Source organism: Rhizobium sp. BR 317 (genome assembly GCF_047445835.1).
GTDB lineage: Bacteria > Pseudomonadota > Alphaproteobacteria > Rhizobiales > Rhizobiaceae > Rhizobium > Rhizobium paranaense.
In genome coordinates, this window is the sequence record NZ_JARWLB010000018.1 from 1 (window position 1) to 23,529 (window position 23,529).

A 23,529-nucleotide genomic window follows, 5' to 3' on the forward strand; every position below is an offset into this window, starting at 1 on the left:
AGACGTCGCCGAGACGTCGCCGACCGGCTGGGCGTATGCCGGCCGACGTTGTACGCTTGGAAGAATGAGTTACTCGGTCAGGAGGTTGCCTCATCGATGAAACGCCGCAAAACCTCTGCGCCGGCACCTGAACGCGAAGAACTCGAGCGTMAGCTTGAGGCCCTCCAACGTGATGTCCGCCAATTGCAGCTTKAACATGATCTGCTGAAGAAGGCCAATGAACTGCTAAAAAAAGGCCTGGGCGTCGATCTGCAACTCCTGAGTAATCGGGAGAAGACACAGCTGGTTGACGCCCTCAAAGATATCTATCGATTGCCAKAGCTGCTCGTGCAGCTKGGGATTGCGCGAAGCTCCTACTTCTACCACCGCGCCCGAGCGAACCTGGAAGACAAGTATGTAACCATCCGTCGCGACCTGACGGAAATCTTTGAAAGCAACCATCGCTGCTACGGCTACCGTCGACTGCAAGCGTCACTGGCCAGGCAGAGTGTGACAATCTCAGAGAAGGTTGTGCAGCGATTGATGAAGCAGGAKAGTTTGGTCGTGGCCAKACCACGGCGACGKCGTTTTGGCTCGTACCTGGGAGAGATCAGTCCTGCGCCTGAGAACCTGATCAACCGCGACTTCAATGCGGAAACACCGAACGAGAAATGGCTCACGGACATCACCGAATTCCAGATTCCAGCCGGTAAAGTGTATCTGTCGCCGATCATAGATTGCTTCGATGGCATGGTGATCAGCTGGTCGATTGGAACACAACCTGATGCGGTGTTAGTCAGTCGGCCGTAAAGTATCAGCAGGTTGTTGATATTCCTGGTATATTGGAGGCTCTCGAATACTCGATATCGCAAGAAAGGTCCGGTTTTCGGTCTGTTTTCTTGCGATTTCAGATTTCGGTTTCGTGATGGGCCGAAGCATGATTCAATCGGCTATCGGCGATGAATCGGAGCCAACAAATGTCGAGACCTGATKAACGGCGCGAGACGGGAGAGCAGGATCTGTTCCGGTCTCGTCTTGATCAGATCATCGACATGCGACACGAGCTTGTCCGGTTGGCGCAGACGATCGACTGGCCGTTTCTGGAGACAAGCTTCGGCGAGGTTTATCGGGATGGAGCAGGTATGCCGCCCTTGCCGACACGGTTGATGGCGGGGCTTTCGATTCTCAAGCATACATTCAACCTGTCGGATGATGCCGTTTGCGCCCGCTATCTCGACAGCCCGTACTTTCAATATTTTTGCGGCGAAGAATTCTTCCGGCACACATTGCCATTCGACCGCTCCTCGCTCACGCGCTGGCGCCAGCGCATGGGTGATGATCGGATAAAGGCGTTGCTGCAGGAGAGCCTGTCGGTGGCGGTCAAGACCGGTGCGATGAAGCCGTCGGACACGCGGCAGGTGATCGTCGATACGACCGTCCAGCCGAAGAACGTCATGTTTCCGACCGATGCGAAGCTCATTCATCGGGCGCGGGAACGGCTCGTGCGGCTCGCCAAAAAGACCGGCCTGGAGCTGCGCCAGACCTATGTGCGGCTGGGCAAATTCGCCCTGATCCAGCATCAACGGTATGCCCATGCCAAACAGTTCAAGCGGGCCGGCAAGGCGCTACGCAAGCTCAAGACCTATCTCGGGCGAACCATCCGCGATATCGAGCGCCAGATTGCCGGCGACGAGCAACTCAAGGCAATCTTCATCTGGCCGCTCTATCAGGCAAAGACGGTTCTGGAGCAAAGGCAGCGTCAACGAGGCCGCAAGATCTTCAGCCTGCATGCCGATGAGGTCGAATGCATCGGCAAGGGCAAGGCGCACAGGCCGTACGAATTCGGCGTCAAGGTCTCGGTGGCAACGACGCTGAACCGTTCGAAAGGCGGTCAGTTCGCTCTCCATGCCATGGCGCTGCCCGGCAATCCCTATGATGGCCACACGATGGCAACCGTCATTCCCGACATGGAAAAGACGATGGGCAATGAGCTCTCCCGTATTCTGGCTGATGCCGGATATCGCGGCCACAACGCGCCTGAGAGCCACAAGCTGCGGGTCTTCACCAGTGGCCAGAAGCGCCGCGTTACACCAGCCATCAAGCGTCTGATGCGACGACGATCCGCCGTCGAGCCCGTCATCGGGCATCTCAAGAACGAACACAGGATGGACCGCAACTATCTCGCCGGACAGCAGGGCGACGCCCTCAATGCCGTTCTGGCTGCTGCCGGCTACAATTTCTCGCTCCTGCTCCGGTGGTTCAGGCTACTTTTGTGCCTGCTCGCAGCCATGCTTCTKGCATCTCTGCCGCGATCCCGGAACATCCCCACCTAAAAACCAGCCTAAACCCATAACCATGCCAACTGTCGACGCCGACAATCATGCGCCGCCACACCAAAATTGGCGTTCTTCACGGGCGACGAATGGTCTTGTGGTGGAGATCATCCTTCCGCCCGTGCGTGACGGCGGCGATGGCCGCCTTTCGGATATTTCCGGCGGCACAGCTTCGACCATCTGACGGGGCAACCCGAAGAAACCATCCCCATGGAGCGGGAGGTCCGCGCCATGCAGAGTGCAGATTTACGCTATACCGCCCAAACAAACATATTTCAGCTCTGTATATTCTTCGGTGCCATGGCGTGAACCTTCGCGGCCCAAACCGGACATTTTCACACCCCCGAAGGGAGCCTCGGCGGTGGAAATCAGGCCGGTGTTGACGCCAACCATCCCGTATTCCAGTGCTTCCGCCACCCGGAATACGCGCGACAAGTCGCGGGCATAGAAATAGGAAGCGAGACCGAACTCGGTGTCATTTGCCTGTTCGATGACGTCACTTTCGTCGCGGAAGCGGAAGAGCGGCGCGACTGGCCCAAAGGTCTCCTCGCGGGCAAGCTGCATGCTGTCATCGACGTTGCGAAGGACGGTCGGCTCAAAGAAGTTGCCGCCAAGAGAATGACGGTTGCCGCCCGAGATGACCTCGGCGCCTTTGGCCACCGCATCGCGAATATGCGTCTCGACCTTGACGACAGCGTTCTGATCGATCAGTGGGCCAAGGACAACACCTTGATCCAGCCCGTTGCCAACTTGCAATTTTTCAACCGCATCGGCGAGCTTGGCCGCAAACGCTTCGTAGACACCCTCCTGGACATACAGTCGGTTGGCGCAAACGCAGGTTTGTCCGTTGTTGCGAAACTTGGCGATGATCGCTCCGTCGACCGCAGCGTCGATATCCGCGTCGTCAAACACGATGAATGGGGCATTGCCGCCAAGCTCGAGACCGAGCCTCTTAATCGTCGGCGCGCATTGCCGATAAAGCAGTTCGCCCGTGCGCGTCGAACCGGTGAAGGTCAAAACCCTGATGGCCGGGCTTGCAGTCAACGCGCCGCCAATTGCCGCGGCATCTCCGGTCACGATATTGAGAAGGCCTGGCGGCAAGCCCGCGCGCTCCGCAAGGACGGCAAGCGCGATTGCGGAAAAAGGCGTCTGCGGCGCCGGCTTGAGAACKACCGCGCAGCCGGCGGCAAGTGCTGGGCCGACCTTGCGGGTCACCATGGCATTCGGAAAGTTCCAAGGCGTGATGGCTGCGACAACGCCTGCAGGCTGGCGGAGGACAAGAATCCTCTTGTCCTGCTGATGGCCTGGTATGGTCTCGCCGTTGATGCGTCTCGCCTCTTCGGCGAACCATTCGATGAAGCTCGCACCATAGGCAATTTCCCCCTTGGCCTCGGCCAAAGGCTTTCCCTGCTCCAGCGTCAGGATCATCCCCAGATCATCGATATTTTCGATCATCAGGCGGTGCCACGCCTTCAATATGGTAGCCCGCTCCCCCGCGGTCTTCTTTGCCCAGAGCTTTTGGGCAATGACTGCAGCGCGGATTGCGGCTTCGGTTTCCGCAGCCCCCAGATCCGGAACTACGCCCAATGCGTCGCCCGTGGCCGGATTGCGGATCGTCGTCGCCTGATGATGATCCTTCGCTTCGATCCAATTGCCCGCGACCGGACACGCCTGACGAAATAGTGAAACATCATTAAGCTTCATGGGACGACTTTCAGCAAAATACGTGAGCAGCATCCGGATCGAAATCCAGATGCACTTGTTCGCCGCGGCTGAGCCCGGTGATGGCCTCATGCCCGAAGGGAAGACGCACGGCCAATGCCTCGCCGGCGGCGGTCTCGGTGGCAACGTGAACGTTGTTGCCGAGGAAAGTTATATCGCTGACAGTTGCCGCAAGGCTGCCCTTCTGCACCTGGTTTCGCGACAGTCGAATGCGTTCGGGCCTCAGCATCAAAGCTCCCCTTTTTCCAGAGATGGCCTTGCCATGCACCGGGATCCTGAAGACGGCGTCACCGCCCAGCGAGATCGTCGCGTGTCCATCCGTCGATGACAGCAGATCGCAGGAGATAAAATCGCTGTCGCCGATGAATTCGGCAACAAAGCGCGTGCGTGGATTGGCATAAAGTTCCGGCCCTGTTCCGATCTGGTCGATGACGCCCTTGGAGAAGACCGCAATGCGATCGGAAAGACGCAGCGCTTCCTCCTGATCGTGCGTGACGTAGAGGATCGTCACCTCGGTCTGCTGATGGATCCGGCGGATCTCGTGCTGAATTTCCTCGCGAAGCTTCTTGTCGAGCGCAGAAAGCGGCTCGTCCATCAAGAGCACCGGCGGATCGTAAGCGAGTGCCCTGGCGAGTGCCACGCGCTGCTGCTGGCCGCCCGACATTTGCGCCGGCTTGCGATCCTCGAAGCCCTCAAGCCTAACGAGCCGCAGCATTTCCTTCACCTTGCTGTCGACTTCCGCCTTGGACTTGCGCCGTACCTTGAGCGGAAAAGCGATGTTTTCGCCAACCGTCAAATGCGGAAACAAGGTGTACCGCTGGAAGACCATGCCGATGTTGCGCTTATGCGACGGGGTCGAAAGCAGCGTTTCTCCGTTGAGGAGTATGTCGCCCTTCGTCGGGTTTTCGAAGCCGGCCAAGATGTAGAGCGTCGTGCTCTTGCCCGAACCGGACGGTCCGAGAAAGGTCAGGAACTCGCCACGCTGGACCTCGAGATTGACATCTTGCACTGCGACGACAGGACCGTATTCCTTGCGGATGCCTCTGATCTGTAGGAAAGATTCGTTCATGATTTCAGTACCTTGCGTGCGATCGCGACAAGCGCCATCAAAGTGATCGTCAAGAGGATGAGAAGGGACGATGCCGCAGCGATGACCGGCGTCAGATCTTGCCTGAGGGTGGACCATACCTTCACCGGCAACGTCTGCAGCGTGGGGCTCGCCATGAAGATCGCCACCACCACTTCGTCCCAGGATGTCAGGAACGAGAAGACGGCGGCCGAAAACAGTCCATGGCTGATGGCTGGCAGGGTCACCCTGATCTTCGCTTCAAGAGGCGACGCGCCGCAAAGCACCGCTGCATCCTCAATGGATTTGTCGAAGCCTTCGAGCGCATTCGAAATGGAAAGGATGGAGAAGGGCAATGCCAAAACGAGATGCGAAATGACAAAGCCGATCATGGTTCCGCCGAGGCCCATCCTCAGGAAGAAGGCATAGAGAGCAACGGCGAGGACGACGACTGGCAGGATCATCGGCGTCAGGAAAAGCGCCTTCAACGCGTCACGGAACATGAAGGTTCCGCGCACCAGACCGAATGAGGTTACCAGCCCAAGCAACACGGAAAGAACCGTGACGATCGAGGCGATCTTGAAGCTCGTCCAGGCGGATGCCAGCCATTGCGGATCGGCGAAGAGCTGGCTGTACCATTGCAGCGTCCAGCCCGGAGGCGGAAAGATCAGCCATTGCGAAGATCCGAAGGAAAGCGCGGCGATGAAGAGGATCGGCAGCAGCAGGAAAGCAGCCGTCAGGACGGTCACCCCCACAAGCACATATTTCCACCAGCCGAGACGATCGAAATTGAGCAGCATGTCAGCGTCCTCCCGTGTTCTGCACGCCGAACAGCCGTAGCTGGACCGCATAGAGCGAAAGCGTGACGACGAGGAGAACCAGGGCTGCGGCCCCGCCCATTCCCCAATTGACCAGCGACTGCACGAACTGGGCGATGAGTTCGGCCAACATCATGTTCGCCGTTCCACCGAGAAGCGACGGGGTAACGTAGTAGCCAAGCGACATGACGAAGACCATCAACGCACCGGCAACCATGCCTCTCGCCGCCAGAGGCAGAAGAACGCGGATAAGGCTTTGCCAGCGGTTCGCTCCGCAAAGTGCGGCCGCCTGCAGAATGGCCGGGTCAATCTTCTTGATAACGCCGTAGAGCGGCAGGATGATGAATGGCAGCATGATATAGGTCATGCCGATCGTCACACCGGTCAGATTGTTGACGAGCGGCAGAGGCTGGTTGATCAGCCCCATTCCCATCAGCATCTTGTTGATCAGTCCGGTGCGCTGAAGCAGGACCATCCAGGCGTAGGTTCGGGCCAGCAGATTGGTCCACATCGACAGCAGCAAGACCGCGAAAATCAAAGAAGCCAGTCTTGTGGGCATGATTGCCAGCGTCCAGGCGACCGGAAAGCCGATCAGCAGCGAAATCGCGGTGACCAGGCCGGAGACAATGAAGGTGTTGGCGAATATCTTCAGATAAGTCGCCGAACCTATCAATTCGGCATAGTTGCCGAAGCCGGCCACCGGTTCCAACACGCTTCGTAACAGGAGCGCGACGACCGGGACAATGAAGAATATCCCGACGAAAAGCAGCGCCGGCATGATTTCGCCGAAGCCCGTAGGCCTTGCGGCCTTGGATGTAGTCGCAGTTTCACTGGCGACGTCAATATAGGTCGACATGGCAATCCTTTCCCGCCGTAGGATCAGACAACGGCGCCAGCTCCGAGGAAGATTTAGAACCTGCGCCACACCGCGAGCAGAACGACGCTCGCGGTGCTGCCTCGGAGTTTCTTCAGCTTATTTGGCCTGCCAAGCATACCACCGCTTGCCGATGGCATCGCGATTTTCGGCCCAATAAGCCATGCTGGCATTGACCTGGCTTGCGGTCTGCTGGTCCGGCAAGGTCTTGGCCGTTGCCGGGTCCATCAACTTGGCCGAGTCGATGTTGATCGGTGCGTAACCAGTCGTCTTCGCCAGATCAGCCTGGGGCTGTGCCGACGTCGCAAGGGCAATGAACTTCATCGCGGTTTCAGAGTTCGGTGCACCCTTCGGTACGACGAGCGAATCGGCCGCCGTGATGTTCTGCTCCCAGGAGGTTTCCGTCTTGACGCCGCTGGCGGCGAGCGCGGTCATGCGGCCATTCCACAGGCTGCCGAAGGGAGCCTCGGCGGATGCGAGAAGCTGCTGCGACTGAGCGCCGCTGGACCACCAGATGATATCGGATTTGATCGTATCCAGCTTCTTGAAAGCCCGATCGAGATCAAGCGGGTAGAGCTTGTCGGCGGGAACGCCGTCAGCCAGCAGAGCCGCTTCGATCACGCCCGGCGCCGACCACTTGTAGAAAGTGCGCTTGCCAGGAAATTTCGTCGTGTCGAAGAGATCGGCCCAAGTCTTCGGGCAGGCTTTCACGGCGTCGGCATTGCAGCCGATCACGAAGGAATAGTAGAAGCTGCCGACCGAATAGTCCGTGACGAAACGGGGATCGAGCTTGGACTTGTCGATGACAGAGAAATCAAGCTTTTCCAGCAGCCCGTCCTTGCCAGCCTGTGCGGCGTAGTCGCCTTCGACGTCGACGACATCCCAACTGACTTGGCCCGCTTCGACCATGGCTTTCAGCTTGCCGTAATCGGTGGGTCCGTCCTGTGCGATGACGATGCCGGTCTTATCCGTGAACGGATTGGCCCAGGCGACCTTCTGCGCGTCCTGCGTCGTTCCTCCCCAGCTCGTGAAGACGAGCGTATCGGCCTTTGCAATCCCGGACACAGCCATTATTGCGGCGAAAGCCGCCAGTGCAATTGTTCTTTTCATGTTCCCTTGTCCTTGTATTGTTGTCTTACAGGCATGCTTTATGCGGCTGGCGCACTCTTCCCGAGAGGAGAGAAATTCGCCGGCTTCATAATCTTGTTCTCGGCCAGTTCGATCAGGTCGCGTATCTTTGGCAGGAAAGCCTGCCATTGCGGATCGGACGCCAAGCTCTGGCGCCTTTCCTCGCGATCATCGAGGCTCGCATAGGCCCAGATATGAACGATCTCGTTGATGGTCCCGATCTCCGAATAAAAGTAGCCGACCAGATTGCCGAGATGCGCTTTCTGAATKGCGATCCCTTCGTCCTCGACGACCTTCAGATATTGCGGGATCGCACCGTTCTTCAGCCGATAGGTCCGGATTTCATAGAACATCGGCATCACCTCATGACKAAAGGATCTGGGATCGGATCGTCCGACGTCCTAAGCCAGATCGTCTTCGTGCGGGTGTAATCGAGCGCCGCGGCCAAGCCACCTTCCCGGCCGTGGCCGGAAAGGCCGAAGCCGCCAAAGGGGGCGATCGGCGATACGGCACGATAGGTATTGACCCAGACGATACCGGCGCGGATGCCTTTCATCAGGCGGTGGGCGCGGGTGAGATTCTGGGTGAAGACACCGGACGCAAGGCCGTAGCGGGTATCATTGGCAAGCCCCAACGCTTCGGCTTCGGTGTCGAACGCGACGACGGACAACACAGGACCGAAGAACTCCTCGGCAAGCGAAGGCGATGCAACGCCATCGCAGTCAAGAATCGTCGGCGGGAAGTAGAAGCCCTCACCGTCCGGCGTCTGTCCACCCGTGACGATGCGGGCGCCGCTTTGAACGGATTTGTCGATGAGTGCGGCAACGTGATCCTGTTGGCGCTTCGTCGCAAGCGGACCGACCTCGGTCGCCATATCCAAGGGCGTACCGACACGGATGGCCTCGGCCTTGTCCTTCAAAAGGTTCAGGAACCTGTCCTTGATGCTCCGTTCCACGATCAACCGCGAACCGGCGACGCAGCTTTGTCCGGTCGCGGCGAAGATCCCCGCGACCTGGGCATTGGCGGCGCTTTCGAGGTCGGCGTCGGCAAAGACGATGAAGGGCGACTTGCCGCCAAGCTCCAGCGATGTCGAGGCAAGGTTTTCGGCCGAATTTCGAACGATGTGGCGCGCCGTTTCAGGCCCGCCGGTGAAGGCGACATGTGCGACCTTCGGATGCCGGCTAAGGGCTGCGCCGCACGATGCGCCGAAACCGGTGATGATGTTGACGACACCAGCCGGAAAGCCTGCTTCATGAATGAGGCGAGCGAATTCCAGAAGCGGCGCCGGTCCATCTTCGGACGCCTTGACGACCATCGTGCAGCCAGCGGCCAGCGCCGGACCGATCTTGACGGCGGAGAGGAACAACTGGCTGTTCCAGGGCACGACCATCGCCACGACGCCGATCGGCTCACGCCGCAGCCAGACGTCCATGTCCTGCTTGTCGATCGGGAGATAGGACCCTTCGATCTTGTCGGCGATACCGGCGTAATAACGATAGTAGTCGGCAACATAGGCGATCTGCGCTGACGTCTCGCGGATGATCTTGCCGGTGTCGCGCGTCTCCAGTTCGGCGAGCTTCTGGGCATTGGCGGCCACCAGATCGGCAAGCTTATACAGGAGCTTGCCGCGTTGCGTGGCGGTCATTTTCGACCAGGGGCCGTCATAGAGCGCCATTTCGGCCGCATTGACCGCGCGATCGACATCGCCTTCGCGCGCTTCCGGCATATCCGCCCAGTTCTTGCCGGTGGCGGGATCGATGCTCTGATATCGGGCTTCTCCGTCGAGAAATTCGCCATCGATGTAACACTGGAAACGCTGCATGGGGTTCACTCCGCAAATGCCGGCATGACCTCGGCGATAAAGCGCTCGAGTGACGCTTTCTTCCGCTCGAAGGACATGCCCGTATCGATCCAGAAGGAATATTCGTCGTAGCCCATGGCTTCATAGGCCTTGAGCCGGGCAATGACGGTCTCGGCATTGCCGACGACGTTGTTGCTGCGCATGACCGCATCCGAAAGCATCGCGTTCGCGCCGATCTCCTCTTCGGGTATCCGCTCGATCAAACCCTGCTTGACGGGCTTCTCGTTCTTGAACCAGGCGAAGAAGTAGTTGTAATAGACGCTCAGTTCGTGGGCCGCCTGCGTTATGTCCGCCTCTGTCGAGCCGACATAGGTATGGCGCAGCAGCATGATCTTGGGTCGGTCGATATCCGGATTCTTGGCGCAGGCATCGTTGAAGCGGCCCATCAGCGCCACGACTTCCTCATCGCCCTGCCAAAGCGGCGTCACCTGAACATTGCAGCCATTGGCGACGGCGAACTCATGCGAATTCGGATCGCGCGCAGCCACCCAGATCGGTGGGTTCGGCTGTTGCAGAGGCTTCGGCGCCGAAGTGGTCGACGGGAATTTATAATATTCCCCGTCATGGGCATAATCGCCTTCCCATATGCCTTTGACTGCCGGAATGAGCTCGCGCATCCGCTGGCCTGCACCCCAGGCGTCGAGACCCGGCAGCAGCCGCTCGTATTCGAAGGAGTAAGCGCCGCGCGCAATACCGATATCGAGCCTTCCATCACAGATGATATCGGTCATAGCCGCTTCGCCGGCGAGCTTGATCGGATGCCAGAAGGGCGCGATCACCGTCCCCGTGCCGAGCCTTGCCCGCGATGTGCGGCGCGCCAGATCGGCGATGGTCACGAAAGGATTGGGCGCAATGGTGAAATCCATGCCGTGATGCTCGCCCGTCCAAATGGCATGCATGCCACCCTTGTCGGCGATCTCGCAGAGAGCGACGAATTCCTCATAGAGGCTCTTGTGGCTCTGGCTGGCGTCGAGGCGCTCCATGTGAACGAAAAGAGAGAATTTCATGGCTGTGCCGCCTTTGTTGGAACCGAACGGACCGTGCCGACGGTCTCGTCGCCGAAATAAACGCCAAAATTGCCGAGCTGGCTCTCCACAGCGAAGCGCGCAACGATGTCGGCGGTCGAACTTGTTTTGAAATGGGTCTTGGCCAACGTATCTGGCTTCAGGAACCTGCCATTACGCGGCTCGCCCTCCGAGGCGAAGGCACGATAGACGATGTGCTGCTTTCCGTCGCTCTTGCCCTCGTAGACCGAGTAGAGGAAGCCGATCGTCACCGAAAGACCGGTGAGTTCCTCCAGATAGTCCCGAAGAATGTCAGCGGGGCTTCCGTCCTTGCCGTCACAGGTCGGCAGTGAAAAGACATCATCGCCGACAAGAAGAACCTCGCCGTGACGTTCCAGAACGGCTCCGAGTTCGATATTGCCTTCCGCTGCGGCCGAAACGGCCTTGCTGGCGAGGATCGGTGTGAAATAGCCGCCGCGGGCATAACCCAATCCGTTCAGCCCACTGTTTTCGAAGGCTTCGATGCGCCCCATCAGGATGACGTGGTCGCCGGCTTCGACCAGCTTTTCAGTCGCGCATTCGAACCACGCCGAGACATTCCCCAGGATGGGGCATCCGGCGGCGCCTACTTGCCAGTCCACCGCGGCGAACCGGTCTTCGACGGGCCGCGCAAAGGTGTTCGAAACATCCTTCTGGCCTTCCGACAGAACGTTGACGGCGAAATGCCTCGCACCCGTCATGGTCGCGTAGTTGCGGGAGGTCTTGGCCAGGCAGACAAGCAGAAGAGGCGGATCGAGCGACACCGACGTAAACGAATTTGCCGTAAAGCCGATCGGCTTTCCGTCGGCATCTTGGGCCGTCACGACCGTTACCCCTGTCGCAAATGCGCCGAAGGCATCGCGCAGCGCTCTTGGGTCCGCTTGCTGTAGCGTCATTTCACATCCTCCCCTTCGCAAAGCCATTCGGCGAGCAGCGCATTTACGATGTCGGGGGCCGTCAGATTGACCATGTGACGATGGCCCTCGACGATCCGCACCCAACCATTGGGCGCAAGAGCCGCCATTTGGGTCGCCATCAGCGGCGTTGAATTGGGATCATCCGATCCCGTCAGAAACAGCGCCGGGCCTGCCACATCCTTCCAGTGATCCGCATAGGTCTCGTCTCCTTCGGCAAATGCCGAATAAGCAACGGCATATCCCTCCGGATCGACGAGGTTCAGCCAGTTGCGCGTCAGATCGCGTGCAACGACGCTATCCGGATCGTCGCCGAACCATCGAAGCAACGGGCCTTCCTTGTCCACACCCGTCAGCGGAATGGCAGCAGCGCGCGCCAGCACCGCCGCTTTTGCCGCCGGGTCTCGCCGATAGACGCCATTGAGATACGCCACCCGCTTGATACGGCTGCCGAACGTTGCCGCCGCACCTCCGGATACCAGAGCACCCATCGAGTGGCCGGCGACATTTGCGGTCTCGACCGCCATTTCGTCCAGGAATTGCCCGAACCAGGCGACGAACTCCTCAAGGCGGCTTCCGACCGGCAGGCGGGCAGTTTCGCCATGCCCGGGCATGTCGACGGCGATCACACGATGGCTCGCAGACAGGGCGAGAATCTGCGGCGCCCAGGCTTCGAGCCGCATGCCGACACCGTGAATCAGGACAAGCGGCTCACCGTTGCCGGCTTCGTGATAGGCCGTTCCACCTGCAGTCTTGTTCCTTGCAAAGACCCAGTTGGTCTTTGCGGAAGCACCCGGCGTAGTTGATCCAACGGTCAGCATGTCAGCGCCCAGCTTTTTTCAAACGCCGGCAGGGTTGGCGACGTCTTGGCCCAGATCCTTGAGATCCTGGTAGCGATCGCCAATGCGATGATGGGGACGCCCACCGATGGATGCGCCAAGCGCCACGACAATTTCGTCGGCTGCGGGTGCGTCCGGGATCGCAGTCTGGATTGTCAGATAATGCGAGCGGCGCCCTTCATCGTTCTTGTCCATCAGCGGGATCATGATCGGCGCATTGGCAGGGCCGCGCGTGTTGCAGAAGGCGAGGTAGGATTTCGCGCCAACCGCATGGCGATAGTGATTGCCGAAGCGAAGCGTGTGGATCAGCGCCGAGGCATGCTCGAGCTCGCCGTCCAGGCCGACCACTGCGCATTTTCCATACGCTTCGACCGCATCGCCGGAGCCAACGGCTTCGATGAGCATCTTTGTCAGCAGCTCGCCGAGGATCGGAGCGACCGCGTGAATTTCGGGCTTCAGGTCTTCGACGAAGCCGCGTCCCGCCCAAGGATTCTTCACGACGGCGTAGGCGGTAAACAGCTTCAGCGGAACCTGCGCAGCCTTGCCACCCTCGATGAGCGTCGTCTCGATCTGCAGCCCGGTTTTGCGAATTTGAATGGTCATCGAACACCTCAGGTTTGTCGTTGTATATTATGGTATGCCATAATATGAAAGTGTCAAGCCTATTCCTTCTTACCGCGAAGATTCAAAAGTGAATCTCTAAAATACGCCGTAAAATCAATAAATTGCCTGCTGCGTCACGGAGCTGCCAGAGGCGAACCTCTGTCAGATCACGAAGACTTCAACATCGATGCAAGGCACTTCGAACGGATATCGGCCAGCCAGATCTCTCCGAGCGCGGGCGTCAGACGCGGCGCCGGCTATGCCTGCTCAGGTATCCCTGGATGCGGGTGGGCGTTGGGAGGCACGGCAATGCATTTCATACGATGCTCCACCTTATTACTTAATATGGCATACCATCACATTGAGCAAAGTTAGGTGTCAAGCTTGCAATATTGCTTTGCCGCCTTTTGCGGAGTCGCGAGCGCGCCCGCGAGCAAACCCGCGTGCCGAAACAGATCGAAAGAGAAGGTCGAAAGATGTTTCCAGTTGCTCCGGCTGTAAGCAGGGAGCATTCACCGCTTTATTCGGCGGATTCCTTTGCGGATAGAACCGCTTCCGCAATGGCGCTGGCGGCGGCAACGTGGTCCATGGCAGCCTGATAGGCTCCCTCCCCGTCACCATTGCGGATCGCTTCAACGATCTTCGCCATTTGGCGCGGGCCTTCGATGTCGCGGTTCTTCGTCTTGATCGTCATCGACCGCAGATGGTTTATGCGCACTGTGAGGAGGTTCACGACGCCCCAGGCGACATGTCGGTCGACCATCGTGAACAGCGTTTGGTAGAAAGCAGATGTGTGCGCGAGCACTCCGGGCATGTCCTTGTTGCGGTAGCTATCTCGGATTCCCTGCAGTGATGTTTCCAGCGCCGCGACAATCTCGGGACTTCTGCGCTGTGCGCACAACCGCGCTGCCATGCCCTCAAGCACACCGCGGATTTCGTAGATCTGCTTAGCCTCGTCGAGATCGAGCTGGGCGACAATCGGGCCCTTGTTTGGCAGGTTGGCAACCAGCCCTTCCGATTCCAGATGCCGCAGAACTTCGCGCACGATCGTCCGGCTCACGCCGAGCTGAGCACACATGTCGCGCTCGACAAGCCTATCTCCCGGGCGAAAATATCCATTCACGATGGCTTCGCGAACCTTATCGAGCGCGAGTTCTCGCAACGTCTTTGCGGGACGCTCCACCCTGATCGCTGCGTCCTTTAGGGCACCGCTCATTCCTGCACCTCAACATTGGACGTGTTTCGCAAGCTCGACTTCCGTTCGACATCGACTTTAGTAGAATCGTATTATGGCGTACCACACACTATCGGCCATTGGCAATTGAGCCGTCACAAACATGTAACCATCGCCCGCGGTAACGCCGGCACCGCCGATAGATGGCGGACGCGTTGTTATATTCTGCCGGACCACGCCACCTCTATCGAGCCGCATCGGCCGGTCAAATTGCGCAGCGCGTAGCCGATTCGCGCAAGATTTAACCTCGAAGGCAGCGTCGCGCCGCAGCCGTTAATAATGGTTTACGATTTCGGGCCTTAAAATTGAAAGGCAGCGCATAGCGGACATGATGTCTCCTGCCGTCCCCCAAGGCAATGATCCGTCAATCCTAGTTTGCGTATCCCTTTATGTCCCCCGATTTGACGCCCCGCCACTTCCGTGCCCAAACATCTTCCGTGATCGCGATAACGGTGTGCTTTATCGCCGTTGCGTTGGTATTGACCGGCCTCGTGTTCCATGTGGTTGCGACGATGACGCGGTCGGCGAACGAAATCGACGATGCGCGGGCAGACCGCGCCGCCCATGCCGCGGTCGTTTCGTTCATGGCCAAGCTGGGCGCCACAATCAAGGACAATGCAGTCTGGGATGATGCCTATAAGGCCATCGGCACACCTGCCGCCGCTGATTGGGCTTATGATAACTGGGGCAAGACCAGCGCGGATTATTCCCTCTATGATGGTGCCGTCGTCACGGGCCCCGATGGCAAAGCAGTTTCCGCCTATTTGAAGGGCAAGCCGTTTCAGCCGCGCGACTATTTCGGAGAGGCCTTCGACCACCAGATTGAAGCTGCCGTAAACCCGCAGCCGGCACCCCTGCTCAATTTCTTCAAGACCAAGACGGGAATCCTGCTTGTGGCATCACAAGCAATCCAACCTTTCGACGCGAGCGGCGGGCTCCCGAAGCTTAGCGTTTTGACCTTTTTCAAGGAGTTGACGCCGGAAGTCGTCGATGCGCTCTCGGATGAGCATGAGCTCGACGGCCTGCGGCTCCAAGGGGCGCCTGAACCGGACGAGCTGAATACGCCGATCAAGGATATGAGCGGTGTGATCATCGGCTATCTCGTCTGGCCAAGCAAAGCCCCGGGAAATGCCATTTTTGATGGGGTCCGCCCGTATGTGGCGGCCGCAGCCAGCATCCTCGTCCTCTTCTTGGCGGCCGTCTTGCTTGCAGGTGCGTCCGAGGCCGGGCGTCTGCGCCGTTTGACGGAAGCGGCCAAATTCGAAGCAAGTCATGACAGTTTGAGCGGCCTGCTCAATAGACACGGCGTTCTTGAGCTGCTGGATCGATTGGATGGCACCAACTCCGCGGTATCGCTCTATATGATCGATCTCGACGGTTTCAAGGCCGTCAACGATGCGTGGGGACATGCGGTCGGAGACCAATTGATCCGAATCGTCGCAAAGGCACTGCGAGGCTGTCATCCCGAGATCCAGGCCTCGGCAAGACTAGGTGGTGACGAGTTCGCATTGGTGCAATTCGGCTCTGCTCCACATAGCGATATCGAGGAATCCATCCTCAAACTTTTTCTCAATCCCTTCAAGATTGGCGGACGAACGATCGAGGTGGGGACGAGCATTGGCGTAGCGCATCGCGTCGGCAATATCGCGCCCCTTGAGCTACTTCGCAGAGCCGACATGGCTCTTTACCGCGCCAAAGAAAATGGCAAGGGCCAGGCCGTTACCTATGATCTCGAGCTGGATCGCGAGCGCCAGCGTATCGGCGAACTGGAAAGCGAGCTGAGAAGTGCCATCAACAACGGTACGATCCAACCGGTTTTCCAGCCCCTGGTGTCGGCATCCACAGGTGCCATCATCGGTCTTGAAGCTCTGGCACGCTGGCGGAGCGCGAGTGGAAGTATCAGCCCGGAAGTTTTTATTCCGCTTGCCGAGAAGTCTGGTCTTATCGATGCATTGGGCGTTCATATGCTGCGGGCGTCGATCCATCATGCGAAGCACTGGCCGGACATGGCGCTTTCGGTCAACGTCTCGCCCGTCCAGCTCTGCAATCCGGACTTTGCCGCGCAAGTCATGGCAGTCCTCGAGGAATCCGCTTTCGATCCAACCCGCTTGATGCTGGAAATAACCGAAGGGGTCCTGATGACCAATCCGGACCAGGCACGCCGTTCGATCGATATGCTCAGGCGCATCGGCATCAAATTCGCGCTTGATGACTTTGGCTGCGGCTACGCAAGCATCGGCGCCTTGCGGCAGTTTGGGTTCGATCGCATGAAGATCGACCGGTCGCTGGTATTGGGCCTCGAAGAGAACGCCAACGGGATCGATATTCTGCGTGCCACGGTCGCTTTGGCAACGGCCCTTGAAATTCCGGTGACCGCCGAAGGGATCGAGAACCCCCGCCAGGCGGAAATACTGCGTGCCTCCGGCTGCKACCAGTTGCAAGGCTATCTGGTCGGCAAGCCGATGTCGTCCGGTGAGATTGGCGAGAAGCTCCGTCAACATAGCTCAGCGGCGTAAGTTACAGCCGTGGAGCTGATCGAGCAGGCCTATGCCGGCTGCTCTATCAGCCGCTGGGCGGTGAATTTGTCGGTGACCAAGGTATCAATCACACCTATGCACAGCGCGCCGGCGATTGCCGCGGTCTTCTTTTCGCCTCCCGCAAGCGCAATCACCCGCTCGACCTTGGCAAGCTCGTCGAGGGAAATACCGATCACCCTCTCGTCAAGCGGCGTTTTGACCGGCCTGCCTTTACCATCGAAGAAACGCAGGGAGATATCGCCGACCGCTCCTGCATCGGCGAGGTCCGCCAGTTCGCGCGACGAAAAGATATTGCCGGATCTGGCCAGAAGCTCTGACGGTTCGACCGCGCCGATACCGACGATTGCGACGCTGATCGCGCCGAAAAGCTCGATGGTTTCCCGCACGAACGGATCGGCCATCATGAGTAGCTTGGCTTCCCGCGAACTTGTCACACCCTGGACCGGAAGGAGTTTCGGTTCGGCACCGGTCAGGCGGGCCAGCCTTGTGGTTAGCTGCGTCGCATGGGTCTGAACGGAAGGATCGCCCATGCCGCCGAGAGTCTGGACGATATATTTTGCCTGGGCGCTTTTTTGCGGGTGGATATTCTCCACCATCTTGAAAATCGTCTGGCTCCAGCTTGAAACGCCGATAATTTCACCCTCGGAAAGGGTGACTTCGAGAAGGTGGGCGGCCGCTTCGCCAATCCGCGCCATGATGGCACCTTCACGGTCTTCGGAACATTCCACGACGATCGCTTCGGGAAGATTGAAGCGTTCCCGGAGCGCCGTTTCGAGTTCGGTATAGGTCCCGACGGGCGGGATCACCGTGGTCCGCACAATGTCTTCGGCTTCCGCACGCTTCAGCATTCGCGAGACGGTCGCCTGCGACAATCTCAGGTGCTGGGCAATATCGGCCTGCCTCTTGTGCTCGATGTGATACATCTGCGCTACACGAGAAATCAGGCGAAGCTCGTTGATCCGTCCCATGATTGTTCCGTCGGTGAATTTTTATTCACCAATAGCGGGCGCCGGTTCGAACGTCGAGCGTGCAATCGCATCATTCCACTTTTTAAGCCTTTCGGCGTTGTCATTAGCCTGCGGCTCGATGATTGCGCTCTGCCGAGGAAGGCGGCCGATAGCGTCAAGATCTGCCCACATGCCCAACGACAGGCCGGCAAGATAGGCTGCACCCAGAGCGGACGCCTCGGGAGCGGCGCATTGGATGACGGCATGCCCTAAGAGATCAGCGACACACTGCATGAGAAACCTGTTCTGACTGGGTCCTCCGTCCACATAAAGGGAGCCGATGCTGCCGCCATTCTGCTTCTGCATCGCACGGACAACATCATGCACCTGAAGCGCGATGGAGTCGGTGACGGCTCTCGCCAACTGCGCCCGCGTGGTGCTGAAGTTGATTTGCGAAAACAGCGCCCGGGCGTTCGAATTCCAATGGGGGGCGCCTAGACCGACAAAGGCGGGAACGAAACCGGGACCGCCTGGCTCGGCCGTCACAGCCAGATCGACAAGTGCGGTGACGTCGGGAAGACCGAGAATTTCCGTCATCCACGGCAGGCTTGCCGCTGAGACGAGGATGTTGCCCTCGAACGCGAAGGTCGGGGTTCCAGCGATGCGCCAAGCAACGGTCGTCGTGATCCCATGTTGTGGTGCGATAAAGTGCGGCAACGTCGTCATGACCGACGAGCCGGTGCCGAACGTCACTTTGCCGTCCCCAGCCTTATGGGCGCCATGCCCGAAGAGAGCGGCATGGCTATCGCCGATGGCGGCACAAATGGGCGTTCCATCGGGTACGCCCGGAAGACCCGCGGTCGTTCCGAATTGCCCTGCGCTGTCGAGAACTTCGGGTAGCAGGTTTTTGTCTACGCCGAACAATGCACAAAGCTCTGCGCTCCAACGCTGGGCTTTGAGATCGAAGAGCTGGCTGCGAGCGGCGTTCGATGCATCGGAGACGTGCTTCCGGCCACCCGTCAGGCAGTGAACAAGCCAGCTATCCACAGTGCCGATCCGCACAGTCCGCCCGGCCGGCGCGCGATCCAGCAACCATTTCATCTTCGAGCCGGGAAACATCGGATCGATCGGCAGACCGGTAGTCTCCTCAACCCGCTGCGCATGCCCGAGCCCGATCAATCTTTCGCAATCGGCGGCCGTGCGGCGGCACTGCCAGCTCACGACGGGGCTGAGCGCCTCGCCGGTATCGCCATCCCACATCGTGACCGATTCCCGCTGATTGGAAATCGCAACCGCTTCGATCACAACCTTTGCCGGCGCAGCTTCGATGCAAGCGCGAACCGCCTCGCATACCGATTGCCAGAGGCGATTTGGATCCTGCTCGACCCAGCCTGGTTGGGGATAGCTGATCCCGACGGGGGCGGCACCGCGAGAAATCAGCTCGCCCTTTTCCGAGACTAGAATGGCCTTGGAATTCGTCGTGCCCTGATCGATTGCCAGGATGGCTCGCATAAAATGTTTCCTCCAAGAATGGTCCGGGCAAGAATGAACCGGGGCATCTTGCACCATGCCCCGGCAAGCACGCCGCAAGCGTCAGGTCACTTCCTCTTGAGAAGCGTCGAAGCCGCCAGGGCAATGGCGTCCGGCGCCATTCCGAACTCATCCAGAAGGAATTCCGCCGAGCCCGTCGGAGCAAAGATACCAGGAACGCCCAGGCGCTTCATCGGAACAGGCGCGTGGTCGACGACCACTTCGGCGACCGCCGAGCCGAGGCCGCCATAAATCGAATGCTCCTCGGCCGTCACGATTGCACCGGTTTCTTTTGCGGCGGCAATGATAGCCTGCTCATCGATCGGCCGCACGGTTGCCATATTGAGAACACGCGCGTCGATCCCCTGGCTTGCGAGGATTTCAGCGGCCTTGACGATGCGATGCGTCAGCGTGCCGTTGGCAATCAGGGTCACATCCCCTCCCTCGCGCAACACGTTGGCTTTGCCAAGTTCGAACTTGTGATCGTTCGGCAGCAGGTCTGGAACGCCGACGCGCGATAGGCGCAGGAAGCAGGGTCCGGCATAGCTTGCCGCCCATTTCACGGCAGCGGCTGTTTCGATGCGATCGCATGGCGCGATGACCGGAAGGTTCGGCAGGACGCGCGTCCATGCAAAATCCTCGATGGAATGATGTGTCGGGCCGAGTTCGCCATAGGCCATGCCGGAGGAAATGCCGATCAGTTTGACGTTCGCATTCGAATAGGAAATGTCGGCCTTGATCTGCTCCAGTGCGCGGCCCGTCAGGAAGCATGCGGCTCCACAGACAAATGGGATCTGTCCGCCGTTTGCGAGCCCTGCTCCGACGCCGACCATGTTTTGCTCGGCAATGCCGACATTGACCAGTCGTTCCGGAAATTTGGATTTGAAGCCGCCGAGCTTGGATGAGCCGACGGAATCGTTACAGACCGCAATAATCGTCTGCTCGCCGGCGGCCAGCGCCTCCAAAGTTGCAGCAAAAGCGTCACGGCAGTCGTAGAGATTGGAGTTCGAGTTGGACGTGTCCATTAGAGCGCCTCCGACAGTTCTGCGACAGCCTGTTCGTATTGTTCCTTGTTCGGCACCTTGTGATGCCAATCCACCCGGTCCTGCATGAAGGAAATGCCATGCCCCTTGTTCGTGTGGGCGACGATACAGTGCGGACGCGTGCTGCGATGCTCCAGCGCGGGAACGATTTGCGCCATTTCATTGCCGTTGATTTCGCTGACTTCCCAGCCGAATGCTTCGAGCTTCGGCCTTAGCGGGGCGACATTATTGGTATCAGCGAGTGCCGCGCCCTGCTGGAAACGATTGTGATCGACGATCAGGGTCAGATTGTCCAGATTGAACTGCGATGCGGCCATGATGGCCTCCCAGTTCGATCCCTCCTGCATCTCGCCGTCCCCAGTCATGACATAGGTATGATAGCCGGCGCCGGTCAGCTTTCCGGCCTTCGCAACGCCGACGGCGACAGGCAGTCCGTGCCCCAAGGGACCGGTGTTGGTTTCGACGCCCGGCACCTTGTTGCAATTGGGATGGCCGTTGAGCCGTGAATGCGGCTGCAGAAATGTCGAAATCTCCTCCTCCGAAATGAACCCGCGCTTGGCCAGGGTGACGTATAGCGCGCAGGCGGTATGGCCTTTCGACAGAATGAACCGATCACGATCGGGCCGCTTCGGTTCGCTGGGATAGATCTTCAGAACGCGAAAATAGAGAGCCGTCAGGATGTCGATCGCCGACATCTCACCGCCAATATGTCCCGCACCTGCGTCATAGACCGCTTGCAGGTCGCGCAGGCGTATCTGGCGCGCGACGCGCTCAAGTTCCTTAACTTGCATGATGCTCCCTCGTTGCATAAATATTCACTCACAGATATTCTTGCACAATTGGCCATTCAGTCAAGCCCATTTATTGATTGCGCCTCATTGACCAGAAAGCTATGCGCCTTTTTGAGTGCTTGACAGGCCAAATATGAGTTGATAATGAATTTTCCAACATGAATGCATAAATATGCACGCTTGAAGGAAAATCACCTAAAGCAAGCATAGGGGTGGAGGAGCCATGTCAGCATTGGGCGTCGACGAACAAAGCCAGCAGCCGCGAACCTCAATTGCATGGCTCAGCGGGGCCACAGGCCCGCTGATCGGCTTGCTGATACTCTGCGTTTTCCTGAGCGTTGCGACGGATCGGTTTCTTTCCGTGCGCAATGCCCTTAACATCCTCGATCAGATTACCGTGCTCGGCGTCATGTCCGTGGGTATGACCTTCGTCATTCTGATCGGCGGCATCGATCTTTCCGTCGGCTCGGTTCTTGCGCTGTCGATGATGGTCATGGGCTGGGTCGCAAACGTTGCCGGCTTGCCGATGGCCGTCGCGATCCCGCTGGCGCTTCTGGCGTCAGCGCTCAGCGGCCTGATTGTTGGCGTGATGGTGACGAGTTTCCGGGTGCCCGCCTTCATTGCCACCCTTGCGATGATGTCGGTCGCCCGTGGCATTGCCAATATGATTACGGACGGCCAGCAGATCGTCGGCTTTCCCGACTGGTTCACCATGCTGGCGATCGATCGTCATTTCKGCGTCCTGACCGCGACGGTCTTCCTGATGCTGGCGATCGTCATCGTCTCCTGGCTCTTTCTCAAATACCGTTCCGAAGGACGCATGTTGTATGCGGTCGGCGGCAATCCCGAGGTCGCGCGCCTGGCCGGTATCAATGTGCCGGTGGTCACGATCGGCGTCTATGTCGTCTGCGCCATCCTGGCGGGCGTTGCCGGGATCGTCCTTGCTGCGCGCCTGGATGCCGTCCAGCCTTCAAGCGGCTTTGGCTATGAACTCGACACCATTGCGGCCGTCGTCATTGGCGGAACATCTCTGTCGGGCGGCGCCGGCGGCATCGGCGGAACACTGATCGGCGTGCTCATCATCGGCGTTTTGCGCAACGGCCTGAACCTGCTCAACGTCTCCCCATTCCTGCAGCAAGTGATCATCGGTGTCGTCATCGTTCTTGCGGTGGGCGCTGAAACACTGCGCCGGAGGAAGGCATAAGACAGGCCGCCAAGGCCGACAGCCAGAATTCCCCTTCCGTCACGCGGGCGGGGATTGTGAAAGCCCGAGGGCGGAGGACGTTTCCAAGGGCGGATTGAAACCAAAGGAGGAACTCATGAAACTTTCCCGTACTCTCTTGACCACGGCAGCCATACTCGCACTGTCGCTGGGCTCGGTTCAGGCCAAGGAAGTCAAGAAACTCGGCCTGGCGGTCGCCAATCTTCAGGCAAACTTCTTCAACCAGATCAAGCAGGCTGTCGAAGCGGAAGCCAAGACTCGCGGCATCGAAGTCATCACCGTTGACGCGAAGGGCGACGGTCCGACCCAGGTGAACCAGGTCCAAGATCTTCTCACGCAGAACATCGATGCACTGATCTACATTCCCGCCGGTGCCGCAGCCGCAACCATTCCGGTGAAGCTCGCCCATCAGTCGAACGTGCCGGTCATCAACGTCGACCGCAACGCCGACGGTGCACCCGGCGATACCTTCCTGGCGACTGATTCCGTTGCATCGGCAAACGCCGTCTGCAAATACATCATCGAGAAGGCCGGCGGTAAGGGCAACATGGTGATCATCCATGGCCAGAAGGGCACGACGCCGGAAGTCGATCGCACGAAGGGTTGCATGGACGCCGTCAAGGCAAATCCGGGCGTGAAGATCGTCTCGGAGCAGTGGTCGAACATCTGGAGCCAGGATGAAGGCTTCCAGATCATGCAGAACATGTTGCAAGCCAATCCGGACGTTTCGATCGTCTTCGCACAGGCCGACGCGCTCGCGCTCGGCGCGGCACAGGCCATCAAGGTCGCAAACCCCTCGCAGAAAATTGCTCTTGGTGGCTTCGACGGCGACACCGCAGCTCTGGAAGCGTTGAAGAACGGCGTCTTCGACGTGACCGCGACGCAGCAGACCCAGAAAATGGGCCGCGATGCCGTTGCCAATGCTGTAAAGATCGTCGCCGGCGAGAAAGCGCCCCCGGTCCAGCTTATGGATGCGACTCTGACCACAAAGGATAACGTGGCCGGCTTTATCGCCAACCATCCGTAAGCATAACCAAGGGAGCGG

General features: G+C 58.9%; 20 protein-coding genes and 1 pseudogene. 5 read left to right on the plus strand and 16 right to left on the minus strand.

Going from position 1 to position 23,529, the window contains the following annotated elements; all coding sequences use genetic code 11:
* Together QD357_RS23895 and QD357_RS23900 are read left to right on the plus strand one after the other, a co-directional pair.
* Positions 1-780 (plus strand): annotated as a pseudogene (locus QD357_RS23895) (IS3 family transposase); the annotation flags it as partial.
* A gap of 176 nt (positions 781-956) precedes the next feature.
* Positions 957-2,312, plus strand: a complete 1,356-nt coding sequence (locus QD357_RS23900) for an IS5 family transposase (RefSeq protein WP_414125147.1) — start codon at positions 957-959, stop codon at positions 2,310-2,312.
* A gap of 246 nt (positions 2,313-2,558) precedes the next feature.
* On the opposite strand, the gene QD357_RS23905 is transcribed toward QD357_RS23900, so the two are convergent.
* The 12 genes from QD357_RS23905 to QD357_RS23960 all read right to left on the minus strand — a co-directional run bounded on the left by QD357_RS23905 (position 2,559) and on the right by QD357_RS23960 (position 14,396).
* The gene (locus QD357_RS23905; RefSeq protein WP_414125148.1) at positions 2,559-4,016 is read right to left on the minus strand and encodes an NAD-dependent succinate-semialdehyde dehydrogenase; all 1,458 of its coding nucleotides are present in this window, start codon (positions 4,014-4,016) and stop codon (positions 2,559-2,561) included.
* 10 nt (positions 4,017-4,026) lie between these two features.
* Positions 4,027-5,103: an ABC transporter ATP-binding protein gene (locus QD357_RS23910; RefSeq protein ID WP_414125149.1), complete on the minus strand. Its 1,077-nt coding sequence runs from the start codon at positions 5,101-5,103 to the stop codon at positions 4,027-4,029.
* On the minus strand, positions 5,100-5,900 hold the full coding sequence (locus tag QD357_RS23915) for an ABC transporter permease (RefSeq protein ID WP_183938573.1): 801 nt from the start codon (positions 5,898-5,900) through the stop codon (positions 5,100-5,102). Before QD357_RS23915 ends, QD357_RS23910 begins: the two co-directional genes overlap by 4 nt.
* Position 5,901: 1 nt before the next feature.
* A complete protein-coding gene (locus QD357_RS23920; RefSeq protein WP_183938572.1) occupies positions 5,902-6,774 on the minus strand; it encodes an ABC transporter permease in 873 nt (290 codons plus the stop codon).
* A gap of 117 nt (positions 6,775-6,891) precedes the next feature.
* A complete protein-coding gene (locus tag QD357_RS23925) occupies positions 6,892-7,902 on the minus strand; it encodes a polyamine ABC transporter substrate-binding protein (protein WP_183938571.1) in 1,011 nt (336 codons plus the stop codon).
* A gap of 38 nt (positions 7,903-7,940) precedes the next feature.
* Positions 7,941-8,273 (minus strand): NIPSNAP family protein, encoded by a 333-nt coding sequence (locus QD357_RS23930; protein ID WP_183938570.1) that lies wholly within the window; start codon positions 8,271-8,273, stop codon positions 7,941-7,943.
* Positions 8,274-8,278: 5 nt separating this feature from the next.
* Complete coding sequence (locus QD357_RS23935) at positions 8,279-9,742, minus strand: aldehyde dehydrogenase (RefSeq protein ID WP_414125150.1); 1,464 nt, start codon at positions 9,740-9,742, stop codon at positions 8,279-8,281.
* A gap of 5 nt (positions 9,743-9,747) precedes the next feature.
* Entirely contained in the window at positions 9,748-10,788 is a 1,041-nt protein-coding gene (locus QD357_RS23940; RefSeq protein ID WP_183938568.1) for an LLM class flavin-dependent oxidoreductase, read from the minus strand.
* Positions 10,785-11,720 (minus strand): flavin reductase, encoded by a 936-nt coding sequence (locus tag QD357_RS23945; RefSeq protein ID WP_414125151.1) that lies wholly within the window; start codon positions 11,718-11,720, stop codon positions 10,785-10,787. Before QD357_RS23945 ends, QD357_RS23940 begins: the two co-directional genes overlap by 4 nt.
* A complete protein-coding gene (locus QD357_RS23950; protein ID WP_414125152.1) occupies positions 11,717-12,559 on the minus strand; it encodes an alpha/beta fold hydrolase in 843 nt (280 codons plus the stop codon). Before QD357_RS23950 ends, QD357_RS23945 begins: the two co-directional genes overlap by 4 nt.
* Before the next feature lie 18 nt (positions 12,560-12,577).
* Entirely contained in the window at positions 12,578-13,180 is a 603-nt protein-coding gene (locus QD357_RS23955) for an amino acid synthesis family protein (protein WP_183938565.1), read from the minus strand.
* 520 nt (positions 13,181-13,700) lie between these two features.
* Positions 13,701-14,396, minus strand: a complete 696-nt coding sequence (locus tag QD357_RS23960; protein WP_183938564.1) for a GntR family transcriptional regulator — start codon at positions 14,394-14,396, stop codon at positions 13,701-13,703.
* 407 nt (positions 14,397-14,803) lie between these two features.
* On the opposite strand from QD357_RS23960, the gene QD357_RS23965 reads away from it, so the two are divergent.
* Positions 14,804-16,930, plus strand: a complete 2,127-nt coding sequence (locus QD357_RS23965; protein ID WP_414125153.1) for an EAL domain-containing protein — start codon at positions 14,804-14,806, stop codon at positions 16,928-16,930.
* A 29-nt stretch (positions 16,931-16,959) separates the two neighbouring features.
* Here the strand turns inward: QD357_RS23965 and QD357_RS23970 are convergent, their stop codons facing one another.
* The 4 genes from QD357_RS23970 to QD357_RS23985 all read right to left on the minus strand — a co-directional run bounded on the left by QD357_RS23970 (position 16,960) and on the right by QD357_RS23985 (position 21,262).
* A complete protein-coding gene (locus tag QD357_RS23970) occupies positions 16,960-17,919 on the minus strand; it encodes a sugar-binding transcriptional regulator (RefSeq protein WP_183938562.1) in 960 nt (319 codons plus the stop codon).
* Between the two features lie 21 nt (positions 17,920-17,940).
* Complete coding sequence (locus QD357_RS23975) at positions 17,941-19,410, minus strand: FGGY family carbohydrate kinase (protein WP_414125154.1); 1,470 nt, start codon at positions 19,408-19,410, stop codon at positions 17,941-17,943.
* Positions 19,411-19,496: 86 nt separating this feature from the next.
* Positions 19,497-20,453: a transketolase family protein gene (locus QD357_RS23980; RefSeq protein ID WP_414125155.1), complete on the minus strand. Its 957-nt coding sequence runs from the start codon at positions 20,451-20,453 to the stop codon at positions 19,497-19,499.
* The gene (locus tag QD357_RS23985) at positions 20,453-21,262 is read right to left on the minus strand and encodes a transketolase (RefSeq protein WP_183938559.1); all 810 of its coding nucleotides are present in this window, start codon (positions 21,260-21,262) and stop codon (positions 20,453-20,455) included. The genes QD357_RS23980 and QD357_RS23985 overlap by 1 nt, the downstream gene beginning before the upstream one ends.
* Before the next feature lie 223 nt (positions 21,263-21,485).
* Here QD357_RS23985 and QD357_RS23990 point away from each other — a divergent pair, with 223 nt between their 5' ends.
* Together QD357_RS23990 and QD357_RS23995 are read left to right on the plus strand one after the other, a co-directional pair.
* On the plus strand, positions 21,486-22,466 hold the full coding sequence (locus QD357_RS23990; protein ID WP_414125156.1) for an ABC transporter permease: 981 nt from the start codon (positions 21,486-21,488) through the stop codon (positions 22,464-22,466).
* A gap of 115 nt (positions 22,467-22,581) precedes the next feature.
* Complete coding sequence (locus tag QD357_RS23995) at positions 22,582-23,511, plus strand: sugar ABC transporter substrate-binding protein (protein WP_183938557.1); 930 nt, start codon at positions 22,582-22,584, stop codon at positions 23,509-23,511.
* Positions 23,512-23,529: the final 18 nt, after the last annotated feature.

Coding starts and splice junctions, on each gene's coding strand:
- QD357_RS23975 (WP_414125154.1), bottom strand. CDS start 19,410: ATGCGAGCCATCCTGGCAATCGATCAGGGCACGACGAATTCCAAGGCC.
- QD357_RS23910 (WP_414125149.1), bottom strand. CDS start 5,103: ATGAACGAATCTTTCCTACAGATCAGAGGCATCCGCAAGGAATACGGT.
- QD357_RS23945 (WP_414125151.1), bottom strand. CDS start 11,720: ATGACGCTACAGCAAGCGGACCCAAGAGCGCTGCGCGATGCCTTCGGC.
- QD357_RS23980 (WP_414125155.1), bottom strand. CDS start 20,453: ATGGACACGTCCAACTCGAACTCCAATCTCTACGACTGCCGTGACGCT.
- QD357_RS23915 (WP_183938573.1), bottom strand. CDS start 5,900: ATGCTGCTCAATTTCGATCGTCTCGGCTGGTGGAAATATGTGCTTGTG.
- QD357_RS23950 (WP_414125152.1), bottom strand. CDS start 12,559: ATGCTGACCGTTGGATCAACTACGCCGGGTGCTTCCGCAAAGACCAAC.
- QD357_RS23920 (WP_183938572.1), bottom strand. CDS start 6,774: ATGTCGACCTATATTGACGTCGCCAGTGAAACTGCGACTACATCCAAG.
- QD357_RS23970 (WP_183938562.1), bottom strand. CDS start 17,919: ATGGGACGGATCAACGAGCTTCGCCTGATTTCTCGTGTAGCGCAGATG.
- QD357_RS23940 (WP_183938568.1), bottom strand. CDS start 10,788: ATGAAATTCTCTCTTTTCGTTCACATGGAGCGCCTCGACGCCAGCCAG.
- QD357_RS23995 (WP_183938557.1), top strand. CDS start 22,582: ATGAAACTTTCCCGTACTCTCTTGACCACGGCAGCCATACTCGCACTG.
- QD357_RS23955 (WP_183938565.1), bottom strand. CDS start 13,180: ATGACCATTCAAATTCGCAAAACCGGGCTGCAGATCGAGACGACGCTC.
- QD357_RS23960 (WP_183938564.1), bottom strand. CDS start 14,396: ATGAGCGGTGCCCTAAAGGACGCAGCGATCAGGGTGGAGCGTCCCGCA.
- QD357_RS23925 (WP_183938571.1), bottom strand. CDS start 7,902: ATGAAAAGAACAATTGCACTGGCGGCTTTCGCCGCAATAATGGCTGTG.
- QD357_RS23985 (WP_183938559.1), bottom strand. CDS start 21,262: ATGCAAGTTAAGGAACTTGAGCGCGTCGCGCGCCAGATACGCCTGCGC.